Origin of the sequence: Ilumatobacter coccineus YM16-304 (genome assembly GCF_000348785.1) — a bacterium.
GTDB classification, from domain to species: Bacteria; Actinomycetota; Acidimicrobiia; order Acidimicrobiales; family Ilumatobacteraceae; genus Ilumatobacter_A; species Ilumatobacter_A coccineus.
In genome coordinates this window covers 946,037-961,635 of sequence record NC_020520.1, presented here as the reverse complement: position 1 = coordinate 961,635, position 15,599 = coordinate 946,037, and the positions used below count along the sequence as shown (strand labels likewise).

The window sequence follows — 15,599 nt, the reverse complement described above, 5'->3', positions numbered from 1 at the left end:
ACCGAACACCTGCAACACCGAACACCTGCAACACCCGCAACACCTGAACAACCGAATATCTGAGACCGCGAGCCGGGGTCGATCACCGATCTGCCCCGGCTCGCTGTGTCACCACCACTGTCGGCAGCCGCTGGCGGTTCCATCACTCACTTACTTGGAGCACCTGCGTGAAGGACATCATCTTCTTCCTCATCAGCGGTCTGGGTCTGGGCGCGCTCTTCGCGATGCTCGGCGCCGGACTCGTCATTTCATACAAGGGCTCGGGCGTCATCAACTTCGCTCATGGCGCACTCGCCATGTTCGGAATGTTCACGTTCGACTCGGCATGGAATCGGGGTGAGATCTTCTTGCCCTGGGTCGACTTCCTTCCCACGCACACGGTCAACATCCCCGTGCGGATCACCCTCGACAGCGACGGTTCCGCACCGTTCGTCGTCGCCTTGGTGATCGCACTCGCGATGGCGGCACTGCTCGGCTTGGCCGTGCACTTCCTGGTCTTCCGACCGCTGCGCAACGCCGCACCGCTCGGCAAGGTCGTCGCCTCCGTCGGTCTCCTGCTCTATCTGCAGGGTGTTGCGCTGCTCAACTTCGGCAACTCCTTCCCGCAGCCACGCTCCGTCGTTCCCGACGAAGTGATCGAGAACTTCCTCGGTCTCGGCAAGCCGATCTCGCGCATCACGCTCTACGTCGTCGGTTTCTCGATCCTCTTCGGGCTCGTGCTCTGGGCCGGCTACCGATTCACCCGCTTCGGTCTCGCCACGCGAGCCGCGGCCGGCAACGAGAAGGGCGCCCTGCTCCTCGGCTACAACCCGCAGACGCTCGCTGCCGTCAACTGGGTGATCGCCTCGGTCACCGCGACTCTCGCCGTCATCATCGTCGGGCCACTCCAAGGTCAGATCACACCGATCGGCTTGTCCGCACTCATCGTGCCGGCGCTCGCCGCAGCGTTGATCGGCGGTCTCCGATCGATCCCCATCGCCATCATCGGCGGTCTCGGCCTCGGTGCGGTCCGCACCCTGCTCGACATCAAGAAGGCCACCTGGTTCGATTCGGGTCCGCTCACGTGGATCGAGAACGGCGTGAGCCAAGCGGTGCCGCTGATCGTCATCGTCCTGGTCCTCGTGGTCCGAGGCAAGAGCCTCCCGATCCGTGGCTCGGTCGAAGAGCGGCGTCTCCCGCTGGCACCCCAACCGAAGCGCATGTACGAACACGCACTGGTCTGGATCACGGTCATCACGACCCTGGCCTTCGTGTTCGAGAACGCCGGCAACCGCACCCGGTTCGCCAACGCCATCCAGAACGGTCTGATCCTCGCGATCATCCTCCTGTCGCTCGTCATCCTGACCGGCTACATCGGACAGATCTCGCTGATGCAGATGTCGTTCGCCGGCATCGCCGCATTCATCACCGCCCGCATGATGGCCGACGGAATCGGGCGAGGCTCCAACCTCACCCCGGTCAGCGGCCCCTCGCTCCCCTGGCCGATCGCCGGCCTGATCGGGGTGGTGGTCGCCATCATTGTCGGCATCATCGTCGGCTTGCCGGCGGTGCGTATCCGTGGCGTCCAACTCGCCGTGGTCACCATCGCCACCGCCGTGGCCATCCAGTCGCTCTACCTCGAGAACGAAGTCATCACGCAGCTCCGTGCCGGCATCCCGGCCTACGTCAAGGAGCCGACGTTCCTCGGTGCCGACATCGGCGCTCGAAGTGATCGAGCCCAGAACGAGAACCCACTGTTCGCGCTCTTCGGCGGCGTGGTCCTGGCACTCTGTGCGATCGGTGTCGCCAACATCCGGCGCACCGGCGTCGGGCGACGGTTCCTGGCCGTGCGAGCCAACGAGCGTGCCGCTGCGTCGGCGGGCATCAACGTGGCCCGCACGAAGCTGCTGGCCTTCGCGATGAGCGCCGGCATCGCCGGTCTCGGCGGCGTGATGCTCGGCTTCAAGCAGGTCGAAGTGTCGTCGGCGAACTTCGTCTACGGCGCCAGCCTCGCCATCCTGGCCACCGCCTACCTGGCGGGCATCACCTCGATCAACGGCGCCATCGTCGGTGGCATGTTGCTGAGCGCCGGAGCCCTGGTTCCGACGTTCTCGAACTACATGTTCCACGGCACCAACATCGACAGCTACATCGGACCCCTCACGGGTCTCGGCATCATCGTCACCGCCATCATCCACCCCGAAGGCGTGGCACCGTTCTTCGGAGAAGGCGTCAGACACGCCGGCGGCTGGCTCGTGGGTGCGATCCCCGGAGCCGAGACCATCCGGTCGAACTACCGCGGCGCCAAGGGCACGATGGTGAAGGCGTTCATGGCGGCACTCGTCATCGGCACCGCCTTCTTCGTCTACAACGCAAAGTTCATCGAGAACGTGTGGCTGTGGATCCTGTTCACGGCGTTCCTCGCCTGGGCGATGATGTTCGCCTTCTCGCTCACGCTCGGCAAGCCGTCGCCCTCGTTCGGTGAAGCCGGCGCAGCGTGGGTCGACTGGGGCAAGCGCTTCGGCCCGACCGCACTGGCGGGTTACATCGCCGGCTGGCTGATCTGGCCGCTGCGCGTCGACACCTACAGTCAGGTCTGGATGCCGTTGCTCGGCGCCGGACTCGCACTGTTCATCCGCTCCCTGTACCGCCGGATCACCGGCAAGACGCCGCCGCACGGCGCCGAGGGCGCAACACCCGACCATTCACCCGGTACCGACGAACCAGCACTCGTAGGAGCGAACTGATCATGGCACTACTCGAAGCACGCGGACTCTCCGTCAACTACGGCGGCCTGTACGCGAACAAGGACATCGACCTCGATTGCCACACCGGCAAGCTGGTCGGCCTGATCGGACCGAACGGTGCCGGCAAGACCACGTTCATCGACGCGATCACCGGCTTCACGCCGGTGTCGGAAGGAAAGGTCACGTTCGACGGGGTCGATCTCGCCGGCGTGTCACCCGATCAGCGGGCGCTCATGGGGCTCACGCGAACCTTCCAGTCGCTCGAACTGTTCGAGGACCTCAGCGTCCGCGACAACCTGATGGCGGCAGCCGAACGTCCGAAGTGGCATTCGTTCCTGACCGACATCGTCATGCCGGGCCGCAACGAGCGGCAGTTCAAGGAGCAGGTCGACTGGGCGCTCGAGATCATGGGGCTGCAGGATCGTGCCGACACGCTCCCGAGCGACCTCAGCCACGGTCAGCGCAAGCTGATCAGTGTGGCTCGGGCGTTGGCCGCGAAGCCGAAACTGGTGCTGCTCGACGAGCCCGCTGCCGGTCTCGACACGTCCGAGAGCCAACTCCTCGGCCAGCACCTTCGGGAGTTCCTCGAACACGACATGAGTCTGTTCCTGATCGACCACGACATGGGCCTCGTCCTGAACGTGTGTGACTACATCTACGTTCTCGACTTCGGCAAGATCATCGCCCACGGAACGCCTGCCGAAGTGCGCGCCGACCCGGCGGTCATCTCGGCCTACCTCGGCGAGAGCGCCGGCGAAGAACAAGCGCAGAGAGGTGCCGAGTTCGGTGCCGCCACAACCACCACGGAGGCAACGTCATGAGCGATGAGTTTCTGATCGAGATCAACAAGCTGCATGCCGGTTACGGCGGCATCCCGGTGCTGCGCGACCTCGACCTCACCGTCGGCAAGGGTGAAGTCGTCGCACTGCTCGGACCCAACGGTGCCGGCAAGACGACCACGCTGCTCACGCTCTCGGGTCTGCTCAAGCCGCTGGCCGGCACGGTGACCGTGCTCGGTGAAGAGGTCACCGGCGCCAAGCCGCACATGATCCCGCGGCGTGGACTGGCGCATGTGGCCGAAGACCGGTCGCTGTTCTTCGACCTGACCGTCGACGAGAACATCAAGCTCGGACTCACCGGCGCCAAAGCCGATCGTGCCGCAGCCCACGACCGGGCGATGGACCTCCTGCCGGCACTCAAGCCGCTGGGCTCGCGCCTCGCCGGTCTGCTCTCGGGTGGTGAGCAGCAGATGCTCGCCATCGCTCGGGCGCTCGTCTCGAACCCGAAGTGCCTGCTCGTCGACGAGATGAGTCTGGGTCTCGCACCCATCATCGTCGAGCAGTTGCTGCCGATCGTCCGCGACATCGCCGACCAGACCGGTTGCGGTGTGCTCGTGGTCGAACAGCACGTACACATGGCGCTCGAGGTGGCCGACCGCGGCTACGTCCTCAACCACGGCGAAGTCATGATGCAGGGCAGTGCCGCCGAACTCTCGGCGAACCGGAGCGTGCTCGAAGCCAGTTACCTCGGCGACGCCGCGCTCTCGTAGGCATGCCGACCAGCGTCAGGCCGCGTCTGACGCGGTCGGCGCGCTGAACCGATGAACACCTGGGCGTTCTTCGCGCTCCTCGGCATCGGCACCGGCGCGTTCTACGGTGCCCTCGCGTGCGGGGTCATCGTCGCGTACCGCGGCAGTGGCATCGTCAACTTCGCCGTCGGGGCGATGGCGATGATCCCTGCCGTGACGTACGCGGAACTGCGGTCGTCGGGCGACCTCGTGCTGCCGATCGTCCTGGTCCCCAACCGCTACTCGTTCGGTGAACCGCTCTCCGCGGCACCGGCGGTGGCGTTGGCCCTCGTCGTCGGAACTCTCGTGAGCTTGGCGATCTATCTGCTCGTCGTCCGGCCGCTGCGCGGCGCGCCGCAGGTGACGATGCTCGTCGCCACGGTCGGCTTGACGATCGCGCTCCAGGCGCTCGCCGTGAAGATCTTCGGCAGCGGCACGATTCGCACCCCCGCGCTGCTTCCCGACGGTGTGGTGTCGGTGCTCGGACGCCCGTATCCGATCGACCGACTCTGGGTGGCGGGCGTCGTCGTGGCACTCGCGCTCACCGTCCACCTCGTCATGACGCGCACGACGTTCGGGCTCGCCACTCGCGCCGCGTTCCTCAACGAGAAGGGGGCGGTGCTGCTGGGGTTCGACCCGATCCGCCTCGGCCTCTACAACTGGATCGTCGCGTCGACCGTCGGTGGCGTGATCGGCATTCTCGCCTCGTCGCTGGGCGGCGTGAACCCGCTCAACTTCAGCTTCTACGTCGTGCCCGCGCTGGGTGCAGCCCTTGCTGCGCGGCTCTCGTCGTATCGCATGGCGGTGATCGCGGGGTTGTCGATCGGCGCCTTCGAAGCGCTCGCCGTGCACATCGTGGCCCAGCAGCAGATCCCCCGCTTCTTCCACGGTGGCGTCAGTTCGCTCGTGCCGTTCGCCGTGATCATCGCTGCGGTCATGCTCGTCGGCCAGACCCTCCCCAACCGGGCGGTGCTCCTCGAGCGTCGCAACGTACCCGTCGAGCGTGTGCGCTGGAAGCCACTGCTGTGGGTGCCCACGATCGGCGCCACCGCACTCGCGCTCGCGTCGTCGGACGCAACCGTTCGCTTCGCCACGATCCAGTCGGTCTACGTGATGACGTTGCTGTTGTCGTTCGTCGTGCTCACCGGGTTCGTCGGCCAGGTGTCGCTCGCCCAACTGTCGTTCGCCGGCTTCAGTGCGTTCATGCTGTCGCGCTTCGACGAAGTGCTGCCGTTTCCGATCGGGCCGCTCGCGGCGATCGCGGTCACCACCGCGGTCGGCACCCTGGTCGGAGTGCCGGCACTGCGTGTACGTGGCATCCAGTTCGCGATCGTCACCTTCGCGGCCGCCGTCGTGTTCGACGAACTGTTCTTCCGCAGCCCGACCTTCGTCGGCCGAGGCGGGCTGGCCACCGTCGAGTCACCCTCGATCGGCGGAATCGAGCTCGGCATCGACGGCGACGGGCAGTTCCCCGATCGACGCTTCGGCTTCGTCCTGCTCGCGTTCGCAGTCGGCTGCGCGCTGTTCGTGCACGGCATCCGACGCGGCACGCTGGGTCGCCGGTTCATGGCGGTCCGGTCCAACGAGCGTGCGGCGGCGTCGTCGGGCATCGACGTGCCGCGCACCAAGGTGCTGGCCGCAGCTCTCTCGTCGTTCCTCGCGGCGATCGCGGGCGTCATGTTCGCCTACAAGTCGACGACCTTCACCGGCGCCGGCCTCGACGCGCAGGAAGGACTCGAACTCCTCGCGCTGGGCTACCTCGGCGGAATCGGGTCGATCGCCGGAGCGGTCATCGGTGGCTTCCTAGCGCCGTCAGGTGCGTTCGCCGTCGTCTTCCTCGGTGGTGGATCGACCGTCGATCAGTTCCTGCTGACCGGCATCGGGTTGATGGCGGTGGCCATCGTGTTCCCCGCCGGACTGGCTGGGGTCGGCACGGCGGTACGCCGTCGACTCGAACGGTCAGCCGCTCAGCGACGCGTCCGCCCGACGCCGCCGAGCGCGGACGCCGACGAGATCGAGTTCTTCACCACCGGTTAGCGGCGCGAGTTCAGCCCGCCGGTTCGGGAGGCGGAGAGACGAGTTCGCCACGCAGCACGCCGAGCACCGAGTCGATCGCTCGACGGTGCCGCTCGATCGACGACGAGTTGCCTTCGGTGAGGCCGACGAGGATGAGTGAAACGAACGCCCGCACCAGCGGTCGATGCTCGGGTTTGATCTCGCCCGTCTCGGTGCCGCAATCGACGAGCCGCAAGAAGAACTCCTCGCGGCGCTCGTCGGAACTGTGCAGGCGCTCGCGGATCTCGGGGTGACGCCGGATGTCGGTGCGCACGACGCCGACGAACCGAGCGAGCGTCGGATCCTGCTTGTTCATGACGTGAGCAGCTTCGAGCACGGCCTCGAGCTTGCCGATGAAGGTGTGCTCGCTCGCCTCGGCCTTCTGGAACTGCTCGTAGATCTGGCTCTGCATGTCTCGGTTGACCTCGAGATACAGATCGAGTTTCGACTCGACGTAGTGATACAGCGCACCGGTCGTGATGCCGGCGGCTGCGGCGAGGTCTTTGTTGGTGACCGGACCGAATCCGCGCTCACCGAAGAGCTTGCGGGCGCCCGCCAGGATCGCCTCGCGCGTGGCGGCTGAGTCGGTGGCCGGTGGCCGGCCTCGCCGACGGGATCCGGGTTTGTCATCTGTCGCCACGTTGAAAGTATGACGGACGACACACCCCATTACCTCAGCGGAGCAGAACAGTGTGCGAATTCTCGACGCGAATTCGGCTCGCTTGTCTACGTTGAGCGCCATGCGTGCAACAGGACGGAAGCGATTTCTCAGTGTACTGGCGATCTCATCGTTGGCGGTCGCCGCATGTGGCGGCGGAGTCAACGACGGCGACTCGACGCCCGACGACGACGCCGACACCGGTGTCGAGCAGCCCGAGGACGATCAGGAGACCGACGGCGACGACGGTGAGCAACCCGCCGGCTCGCAGTCGGTGAACGGTGCGCTCGTCAGCGTGCTCGACCTCGGCCTCGGCCTCTACGGGATCGATCGCGACACCGGCGAGAGCTTCGAACTGTCGTACGAAGCCGACTGGTTCACCGACCGCACCAACCAACCGATCGTGGTCGGCGATCGCGCCTACAGCCTCGTCTTCCGCGAGATCGAAGACCTCGACTTCGTCAACGAGACCTCGGTCGCCGAGTTCGACCTCACCACCGGCACCGGCCGAGAGATCGTCGCGTTCGGGCCGAACAGCGACGGCTCCGAGTCGCTCGAGCGGACGACGTGGAACCTCATCGGTGCGGGTGGCGACTCCATCTGGCTCCGCCGGAACAGCAGCGACGCCGACGGATCGACGACCCAGACGATCGTCCGCTACTCGATCTCGACGGGCGAACCGACCGGCGAGGTCAGCAACGACACCCTCGAGATCGCCACCGACGGTGGCGGCAGCTGCACCGCCACACCACGTCCGATCGGGGTCGGTAGCGACGGCACGCTCTACGTCGATCTGAGTGGCATCCCGGCGCGCGTCGACAGCGAGACGCTCGAACCGGTCGAGATCGTCGGCGTGTGCTTCAACGAGAACCTGTGGCTGTCGACGCTCGCCGGGTCGACCGACCTCGCCGAGTTCACCATCACCGACGACGGCAGCCCGGTTCCCGACGATCAGGCGTCGTTCTTCTACGACGACGAGCCGGTCATCTCGAGCGACAGCGTCGTGGTGTCCGACGACGCCATCTGGTGGGTGTTCAGCCGCACACCGTCGTACCTCGACGAGGCCGGCGAGCAGCGAAACGCGATCATCGGTGGCGTCGCCCGCCTCGACCTGGCCACCAGCGACGTGTCGGTCTTCCCGATCGACGACGGCATCGGCGAGTTCCTCGATCAGGAGGAGACCGGATTCACCCTGTCGGCGATGTCGCAGGTCCAGCTCCAGGTCGTCGGCGACCACCTCTGGCTGATGGACATCCGCGAAGCGCAACCGCTGCGACGCCTCGACCCGGCGACGGGCGAAGTCACCCAGTTCGAGATCCCCGCCGGAGACGGCAACGACTTCGTCGAGGCCGAACTGATCCCGACCGACCCCGAGGGCGTCTGGCTCAGCGTGTCACGCCGGGTCATCACGTCGGCCGAAGGCGAAGGACGATCCACCACCGGCATGTCGTACGTGGATCAGGTCGATCCCGACACCGGGGAGTTCGTGCGCTCGATGTTCGAAGGCGAACTGACCGGCTTCGGCAACTGATCGAGCCTGGCGGGCGGGCCTGAGCGCCGTGAGATCCCCTCCGCTGCGTAAATCGACTGCTCGGTGAATTAGCTTCGGGAGCGTTCAACACGCGACGTCGCTCGACGTCCTCGCACCAACTTGGGAGCACCAATGGATCTCGGACTCACCGGCAAGAAGGCACTGATCACCGGATCGACGAAAGGTCTCGGTCGAGCGATCGCCGAGACGTTGATCGCCGAAGGCGCCTCGGTCGCCATCTGCTCGCGCACCGAAGACGACGTCAACGCCGCGGTCGACGCCATGTCGGCCGGCGCGTCGGGCAAGGTCGTCGGTTCGGTCTGCGATGCAGCCGACCCCGAGGCCGTCCGCGCCTGGGTCGCCAGCTCGGCCGAAGCGCTCGGTGGCATCGACATCTACGTCCACAACACCTCCGGCAAGCCGGCCCGCTCCCTCGACAAGTGGCAGAACAACATGGACATCGACCTCATGTCGCTGCTCCACGGTGTCGAGGCCGCGAGCGAGTTCCTCACCGACGGCGGCGGGTCGCTGATCTCGATCGGCACGACCGCCACGATGGAGCACTTCGCCTCGGGTTCGGGCAGCTACTCGGCGTTCAAGGCCGCGGTCACCAACTGGACGCTCGGCCAGGCACAGGTGCTCGGCGCGCAGGGTGTTCGCTGCAACGTCGTGTCGCCCGGCCCGATCTTCGTCGAAGGCGGCGACTGGAACATGATCAAGGACAACATGGCCGACTTCTACGAGGCCACCGCCAAGAACCACCCGCAGAACGCACTCGGCGAGCCACAAGACGTCGCCAACGCCGTGGCGTTCCTGGCCGGTGACGCCGCGAAGCACATCAACGGTGTGAACATCACCGTCGACGGCGGCTTCGTCAAGCGCGTCAACTACTGAGCCAGGGCGTTCTCATGGCCGACCAGACCGGTTCCCGCATCGACGTCACGCTCGTCGCCGGCGGCAAGTACCACGACATCGATTTCGCTCGCCTCGAACTCCTCAAGTTGCTCGCCGAGCACGAGGAGTTCCGAGTCCGGGTGCAACCCGACTACGAAGACCACGAGGCCATCACGGCATCGTCGATCCTGGTGTCGTACACCTGCGACGTCCGCCCCTCGGAGGAGGCTCAGCACGCGATTCGCGCCTGGGTCGAAGGAGGCGGCCGATGGGTCGCACTCCACGGCACCAACGCCGCACTCCAGATGGGCGGACCCAACGGCGTCGAAGCGCCACGGTGCCAACCGGTCTGGTCAGAGACCCTCGGCAGCCAGTTCGTTGCGCACCCGCCGATCCAGCCCTATCCGGTGCAGATCAGCGCGCCCGACCACTGGCTGGTCGAAGGGATCGAGTCGTTCGACACCGACGACGAGCTCTACCTGCAAGAACACGCCGATCGCGACGCACTCGAACCGCTGCTGCACACGACGTGGACGGGTGACGCGAAGGGCTTCGCCGAGAGCGACTGGTCGCTCGAGACCGCCGGCACCGACACGCACCTGATCATGTACCTGCGGTCGCTCGGCGACGGCGCGGTGCTCTACAACACCCTCGGACACTGCCGCGGCCACTACGACATGGTCCCCGTCCTCGACTACTACCCCGCGATCGAACGCTGCTCGTGGGAACAGCCCGCCTACTACGAAATCCTCCGCCGCTCGCTCCGCTGGGCGCGCGGCGAAACCAGCTGAACTCTGGAGCACCCCTTGGAACTGAACACCGACAAACAACTCGATCTGCACCGGCGCATGGTGCGGATCCGTCTCTTCGAAGAGGCGGCCGGCCGACTCGCCGAAGGCAACCGACTTCCCGGCTTCCTCCACCTGTACGTGGGTGAAGAAGCCGTGGCTGCCGGTGTGTGCGGCAACCTCACCGACGAGGATCAGATCACGTCGACGCACCGCGGGCACGGCCACCTCGTCGCCAAGGGCGGCAAGTTCAACGAGATGATGGCCGAGCTCATGGGCAAGTCCACGGGCTACAACAAGGGCAAGGGCGGGTCGATGCACATCTGCGACCTCGACCTCGGCATGTTGGGCGCCAACGGCATCGTCGGCGCCGGCTCCCCCATCGCGGTCGGTGCCGCCATGGCCAACAAGTACAAGAAGAACGGCAATGTCGCCGTCGCGTTCTTCGGTGACGGGGCCACCAACATCGGGGCCTTCCACGAAGCCGCGAACATGGCGTGTGCACTGCACCTGCCCATCGTGTTCGCCTGCGAGAACAACGAGTACGGCGAGTTCACCCCGCGTGACAAGACCATGGCGATCACCGACATCGTCGACCGCGCGGCCGGCTACGGCATGCCGGGCGTCATCTGCGACGGCATGGACGTCGTCGCCGTCTACGAGGCCGCCGGCGAAGCGATCCAACGAGCCCGCGAAGGCGGCGGCCCGGCGCTCGTCGAAGCCAAGACCTACCGCTTCTACAACCACCACGGCGTGCAGAACCTCGGTCTGAAATACCGGACCGACGAAGAGGTCGCCGAGAAGCGCAAGCAAGACCCGATCTTCACGTTCGAAGACCGCATGATCGAGATCGGCACGATCGACCGCGCCGGCCTCGACGCGATCTGGGAAGAACTGCGTGCCGACATCGAGACCGCCATCCAGTTCGCCGAAGACAGCCCCCTGCCCACTCCCGACCAGGTACTCACCGGTGTGTACACCGGAAGCGAGACGACGATGACTGGAGCCTCCCGATGACCACGATCGAATCCGCACCCGAGATCATCGTCGACACGTCGACCACCACCGAGGGACGCATCGAATCCGACCGCAAGGTCGCCTACGTCGCGGCGTTCAACGAAGCCGTCGCCCAGCAGATGGAAGCCGACCCGAACGTGTTCTGCGCGGGCGAAGACATCGGCGCATTCGGCGGCGTGTTCCAGACCTACGCCGGACTCCAGCAGCGCTTCGGTGAAGAACGCTGCTTCGACACGCCGATCAGTGAGCAGGCGATCATCGGGCTCGGCGTCGGCGCTGCCGTGTCGGGTCTGCGCCCGATCGTCGACCTGATGTTCATGGACTTCATGTGCGTGGCCATGGACCAGATCGTCAACCAGGCGGCCAAGCTGAAGTACATGTTCGGCGGCGACGCCGTCCTGCCGATGACCATCACCCTCGCCGGTGGCGCCGGTCTGTCGGCCGCAGCGCAGCACAGCCAGAGCCTCGAAGCGATCCTGTGCCACATCCCCGGCCTCAAGGTGCTCTACCCGTCGAACCCGTACGACATGAAGGGCCTGATGACGGCCTCGATTCGTGAAGACAACCCGACGGTGATGATCAAGCACAAGCGTCTGCTCGGCATGTCGGGCCAGGTGCCCGAGCAGCCGTACTCGATCCCGCTCGGCGTCGCCAACGTCGCCCGTGCCGGCAACGACGTCACCGTCATCGCCTGGGGTCGCATGGCCAACGAGTCACTCGACGCTGCCGAACGACTCGCCGAGGAAGGCATCGACTGCGAGGTCATCGACCCACGCACGCTCCAGCCGCTCGACACCGAGACGATCGTCGCGTCGGCCAAGAAGACCAACCGGGTCATCGTGGTGCACGAAGCCGTGCGCTTCGGCGGGCTCGGCGCCGAGATCGCCGCTCAAGTCCAGGAGAACGCGTTCGACTACCTCGACGCACCGGTCGCCCGCGTGGCGGCGCCGTTCTCGCCCGTTCCCTTCAGCCCGGCGTTGGAGGAGCACTACGTCCCGGACGCGGCATCGATCGCCGACGGGATCCGGGGTGTGATGGCCCGGCCCGGCGCCGGCTGACCATGACCCGACCGACCGAGCGCGACGGGGCATCCGGCATCGTCGGTGTCATCGTCAATCCGGTTGCCGGCAAAGACATTCGTCGGCTCTCGACCGGAGCCACGCACACGCCCGACACCATGAAGATGGGTATCGTCCGGCGTGTCGTGGCTGCGGCCGCCGAGTCCGGCGCGTCGAAGCTGCTCCTCGCCGACGACCCGCACCGCTTGGCGCGTCGGGCGATCGAGCGGCTGACGTTTCCCGACCACGCCGAGGTCGAGCTGCTCTCCGATCACATCGCCGGTTCGCGTGCCGACACGATCTCGGCGGCGGTCGAGATGCGCGAGCGAGGTGCTGCGGTGGTCATCGTGCTGGGCGGCGACGGCACATGTCGCGACGCGGCAACGGGTTGGCCCGACATCCCGATGATCGCGATCTCGACTGGCACCAACAACGTCTACCCCTCGGCGATCGACGGAACCTCGGCCGGCGTCGCTGCCGGTCTCGTCGCCTCCGGGCGCATCGCGATCGATCGAGTGGCGCTGCCGAGCAAGCGCATCGTCGTCGAGGTGACCACCGATCGGTCGTCGACGGTGGTCGACGATGTCGCCCTGGTCGACCTGGCCTTGGTCGACGAGACCTTCGTCGGCGCCCGTGCGGTCAAGGAGCCCGGCACGATCAAGGCGGTCATCGCCGCGATCGGCGAGCCCGGTTCGACCGGGTTGTCGAGCATCGCCGGACGCACCCACCCGATCGACCGCAACACCCGGGGCGGTGTCTTCATCACCCTGGCCCACCACGGCGACGACAACGTCGCTCGCCGCGTGCGCGTGCCGCTCTCCCCTGGCACGTTCGACACCCTCGATCTGGCCGATGTCCGGCCGGTCGCCGACGGCGAAGCCGTCACCATGCACGGCCCCGGCGTGCTCGCCTTCGACGGTGAACGCGACGTTCCAGTCGGCGCCGACGCCACCGTGACCGCCACGATCGAGCGGACCGGACCGCGTCTGATCGACGTATCGACCACACTCATGCTCGCTGCGCACGACGAACTGTTCGATGCGCCGACCCCCTCATCCGACTCCGAAGGAGCCCACGATGTCCACTGAATTCCAGATGCCCAAACTCGGCCTGACGATGGAGGAAGGCACCATCGTCGAATGGCTCGTCGCCGACGGGTCCGAGATCACGGTCGGCCAGCCGGTGCTCGTCATCGAGACCGACAAGACCGAGACCGAGGTCGAGGCCGCAGCGACCGGTGTGCTGCACCAGACCGGTGCCCCGGGCGACACGTTCGCATGTGGCGCGTCGATCGGGCAGGTGCTGGCGCCGGGTGAAGCGCCGTCCGCTGCCGCTGCCGCTCCGGCTCCGAGCGCCGCTCCGACACCGGCGGCCGCCGAGCCCGAGGCCGCTCCCGCGGTTGCCGCGTCGCCCGCCCCCGCTGCAGCATCGGCAACCGGTTCGGGTGGCCGTCTCCTCGTGTCGCCGAATGCTCGGCGCGTCGCCGCCGAGCGAGGCATCGACGTCGCCACGGTGACCGGCACCGGACCCGACGGGCGCATCACGTCCGAAGACGTCCTCGACGTCGCCGACGGCCGCGTCGCTGCGGTGGCTACTGCTCCGGCAGCGGCACCCGCGGCCAGCCCCGCTCCGGCCGCCGTTGCGCCGGCACCGGCACCCGCAGCGGCCGGCTCCCCGGTTCCGGCGTCGATCGCCGCCCGGCAGTTGGCCGATCTGCTCGGCGTCGACCTGGCCTCCGTTCCCGCCGACCCGACCGACGGTCGAGTCACCCGCGACGGAGTCGCCGCTCATGTTCGTGGTCTGCTCAGCGGATCGGCCGCGTCGTCGACGTCCGCAGGCTCCGTCGGGGCCACCGGCGGGTCGGCCCCGGCCATGCAGGAACCGACCGAGACGATTCGTCTGTCGGGCATGCGCGGCACCATCGCCAAGCGCATGTACGCCTCGCTGCAGGAAACGGCACAGCTCACGCTGACCATGGACGCCGACATGGACGCGGTGGTCGCCGACCGCACGGCACGCAAAGACGCCGGCAACGCGCCAGGCTTCACCGACTACGTCATCGCGGCCTCCGCACGAGCGCTGCGCGACCATCCCCGAGTCAACTCACAGATCACCGAGGCCGGCGTGGCGCTCCTTCCCGAGATCCACGTCGGTCTCGCTGTTGCGCTCGACGAAGGTCTGATCGTCCCCGTCGTGAAGAACGCCGACAAGCTGTCGCTCGGCCAACTCGGCCCCGAGACGACGCGACTCGCCGAGGGCGCACGCAACGGATCGCTCGGCCCCGACGACGTCCAGGGCGGCACCTTCTCGGTCACCGCCCTCGGCATGTTCGGCGTCGACTCGTTCACCCCGGTCATCAATCCGCCGAACTCGGCGATCCTCGGCGTCGGTCGGCTGCGTGACGACGTCATCGTCGTCGACGGCGACGTTCGCACCACGAAGCGCCTCACGCTGAGCCTCACCTGGGACCACCGCGTGTTCGACGGTGCGCCCGCTGCGGAGTTCGCACAGACCATCTGCAAGTACCTCGCCGACCCGAGCTCGCTCGTCTGATGTTCGACTTCTCCGGGAAGACCGCGGTCGTCACGGGTGCGAGCCGTGGCATCGGCGAGGCCATCGTGCGCCAACTCGATGCCGGGGGTGCTCGTGTGGCGCTCGTCGCCCGGAGTGCCGACAAGCTCGAGGCGATCGCCGCCGAGCTCACCAACGACCCACTGGTGCTCGCCACCGATCTCTCCGACCCGGCGTCCGTCGAGCAGATCAGCACCGCGGTGCTCGACGCGTTCGGCGGCCTCGACATCCTCGTCAACAACGCTGCGGTCGAACGCAACGAGCCCGCGCACCGCGCCACGGCCGAAGCGATCGACGAGACGCTCTTCGTCAACCTGCGTCAGCCGTTCCTGCTGAGCAGCGCGTTCGCCAAGTCGTTGTTCGCCTCGCAAGGGGCCATCGTCAACATCTCGTCGATCGCGTCGACCGGTGCCGGTGGCACGCAAGGTGCGTACGCAGCATCCAAGGGCGGGCTGAACACACTCACGAAGAACCTCGCGAACGAATGGGCGAACAAGGGTGTGCGCGTCAATGGAGTAGCGCCCGGGCTGGTCGACACCGAGATGTGGGAGTCGACGTTCGAACGTCTCGGTGAGGACGCGGTCCGCAGCACGTTCACCAAGGGTGTGCCGATGCAGCGGTGGGGCACCGCCGACGAGATCGCCGACGTGGCGTGCTTCCTCGCGTCCGACAAGGCGAGCTACGTGACCGGACAGACCATCAAGGTCGACGGCGGTCGCACCAACCTCTGACGG

The 15,599-nt window shown here is 66.8% G+C and carries 13 protein-coding genes; 12 read left to right on the top strand and 1 reads right to left on the bottom strand.

What is annotated here, in order from left to right; translation table 11 throughout:
- Positions 1-167 precede the first annotated feature (167 nt).
- The 4 genes from YM304_RS04325 to YM304_RS04310 are packed head-to-tail and all read left to right on the top strand — an operon-like array spanning position 168 to position 6,330.
- Positions 168-2,726, top strand: coding sequence for an ABC transporter permease (locus tag YM304_RS04325; RefSeq protein ID WP_015440421.1), 2,559 nt, complete (start codon positions 168-170; stop codon positions 2,724-2,726).
- Positions 2,727-2,728: 2 nt separating this feature from the next.
- Positions 2,729-3,547 carry an ABC transporter ATP-binding protein gene (locus tag YM304_RS04320; protein ID WP_015440420.1) on the top strand — a complete coding sequence of 273 codons (819 nt, stop codon included), beginning with the start codon at positions 2,729-2,731 and terminating at the stop codon, positions 3,545-3,547.
- Complete coding sequence (locus YM304_RS04315) at positions 3,544-4,275, top strand: ABC transporter ATP-binding protein (protein ID WP_015440419.1); 732 nt, start codon at positions 3,544-3,546, stop codon at positions 4,273-4,275. The genes YM304_RS04320 and YM304_RS04315 overlap by 4 nt, the downstream gene beginning before the upstream one ends.
- A 51-nt stretch (positions 4,276-4,326) precedes the next feature.
- Positions 4,327-6,330, top strand: a complete 2,004-nt coding sequence (locus YM304_RS04310) for an ABC transporter permease (RefSeq protein ID WP_015440418.1) — start codon at positions 4,327-4,329, stop codon at positions 6,328-6,330.
- A 10-nt stretch (positions 6,331-6,340) separates the two neighbouring features.
- Here YM304_RS04310 and YM304_RS04305 read toward each other — a convergent pair whose 3' ends face one another.
- Positions 6,341-6,988 carry a TetR/AcrR family transcriptional regulator gene (locus YM304_RS04305; protein WP_041298000.1) on the bottom strand — a complete coding sequence of 216 codons (648 nt, stop codon included), beginning with the start codon at positions 6,986-6,988 and terminating at the stop codon, positions 6,341-6,343.
- Between the two features lie 100 nt (positions 6,989-7,088).
- Between YM304_RS04305 and YM304_RS04300 the strand changes: the two genes are divergently transcribed.
- From YM304_RS04300 to YM304_RS04265, 8 genes are all read left to right on the top strand, one after another.
- Positions 7,089-8,537 (top strand): hypothetical protein, encoded by a 1,449-nt coding sequence (locus YM304_RS04300; RefSeq protein ID WP_015440416.1) that lies wholly within the window; start codon positions 7,089-7,091, stop codon positions 8,535-8,537.
- Between the two features lie 132 nt (positions 8,538-8,669).
- On the top strand, positions 8,670-9,431 hold the full coding sequence (locus tag YM304_RS04295; RefSeq protein ID WP_015440415.1) for an SDR family NAD(P)-dependent oxidoreductase: 762 nt from the start codon (positions 8,670-8,672) through the stop codon (positions 9,429-9,431).
- Positions 9,432-9,445: 14 nt separating this feature from the next.
- Entirely contained in the window at positions 9,446-10,222 is a 777-nt protein-coding gene (locus tag YM304_RS04290) for a ThuA domain-containing protein (protein WP_015440414.1), read from the top strand.
- Positions 10,223-10,237: 15 nt separating this feature from the next.
- Positions 10,238-11,236 (top strand): thiamine pyrophosphate-dependent dehydrogenase E1 component subunit alpha, encoded by a 999-nt coding sequence (locus YM304_RS04285; protein ID WP_015440413.1) that lies wholly within the window; start codon positions 10,238-10,240, stop codon positions 11,234-11,236.
- Positions 11,233-12,294 (top strand): alpha-ketoacid dehydrogenase subunit beta, encoded by a 1,062-nt coding sequence (locus tag YM304_RS04280; RefSeq protein ID WP_015440412.1) that lies wholly within the window; start codon positions 11,233-11,235, stop codon positions 12,292-12,294. Before YM304_RS04285 ends, YM304_RS04280 begins: the two co-directional genes overlap by 4 nt.
- 2 nt (positions 12,295-12,296) lie before the next feature.
- Positions 12,297-13,382: an NAD(+)/NADH kinase gene (locus tag YM304_RS04275; RefSeq protein ID WP_015440411.1), complete on the top strand. Its 1,086-nt coding sequence runs from the start codon at positions 12,297-12,299 to the stop codon at positions 13,380-13,382.
- On the top strand, positions 13,372-14,847 hold the full coding sequence (locus YM304_RS04270; RefSeq protein WP_015440410.1) for a dihydrolipoamide acetyltransferase family protein: 1,476 nt from the start codon (positions 13,372-13,374) through the stop codon (positions 14,845-14,847). Before YM304_RS04275 ends, YM304_RS04270 begins: the two co-directional genes overlap by 11 nt.
- Positions 14,847-15,596: an SDR family NAD(P)-dependent oxidoreductase gene (locus tag YM304_RS04265; protein ID WP_015440409.1), complete on the top strand. Its 750-nt coding sequence runs from the start codon at positions 14,847-14,849 to the stop codon at positions 15,594-15,596. Before YM304_RS04270 ends, YM304_RS04265 begins: the two co-directional genes overlap by 1 nt.
- Positions 15,597-15,599: the final 3 nt, after the last annotated feature.

Bases quoted from the DNA above. Each gene is read 5' to 3' on its own strand.
- YM304_RS04265 (WP_015440409.1), top strand. From the start codon at position 14,847: ATGTTCGACTTCTCCGGGAAGACCGCGGTCGTCACGGGTGCGAGCCGT.
- YM304_RS04310 (WP_015440418.1), top strand. From the start codon at position 4,327: ATGAACACCTGGGCGTTCTTCGCGCTCCTCGGCATCGGCACCGGCGCG.
- YM304_RS04315 (WP_015440419.1), top strand. From the start codon at position 3,544: ATGAGCGATGAGTTTCTGATCGAGATCAACAAGCTGCATGCCGGTTAC.
- YM304_RS04290 (WP_015440414.1), top strand. From the start codon at position 9,446: ATGGCCGACCAGACCGGTTCCCGCATCGACGTCACGCTCGTCGCCGGC.
- YM304_RS04295 (WP_015440415.1), top strand. From the start codon at position 8,670: ATGGATCTCGGACTCACCGGCAAGAAGGCACTGATCACCGGATCGACG.
- YM304_RS04270 (WP_015440410.1), top strand. From the start codon at position 13,372: ATGTCCACTGAATTCCAGATGCCCAAACTCGGCCTGACGATGGAGGAA.
- YM304_RS04280 (WP_015440412.1), top strand. From the start codon at position 11,233: ATGACCACGATCGAATCCGCACCCGAGATCATCGTCGACACGTCGACC.
- YM304_RS04300 (WP_015440416.1), top strand. From the start codon at position 7,089: ATGCGTGCAACAGGACGGAAGCGATTTCTCAGTGTACTGGCGATCTCA.
- YM304_RS04275 (WP_015440411.1), top strand. From the start codon at position 12,297: ATGACCCGACCGACCGAGCGCGACGGGGCATCCGGCATCGTCGGTGTC.
- YM304_RS04320 (WP_015440420.1), top strand. From the start codon at position 2,729: ATGGCACTACTCGAAGCACGCGGACTCTCCGTCAACTACGGCGGCCTG.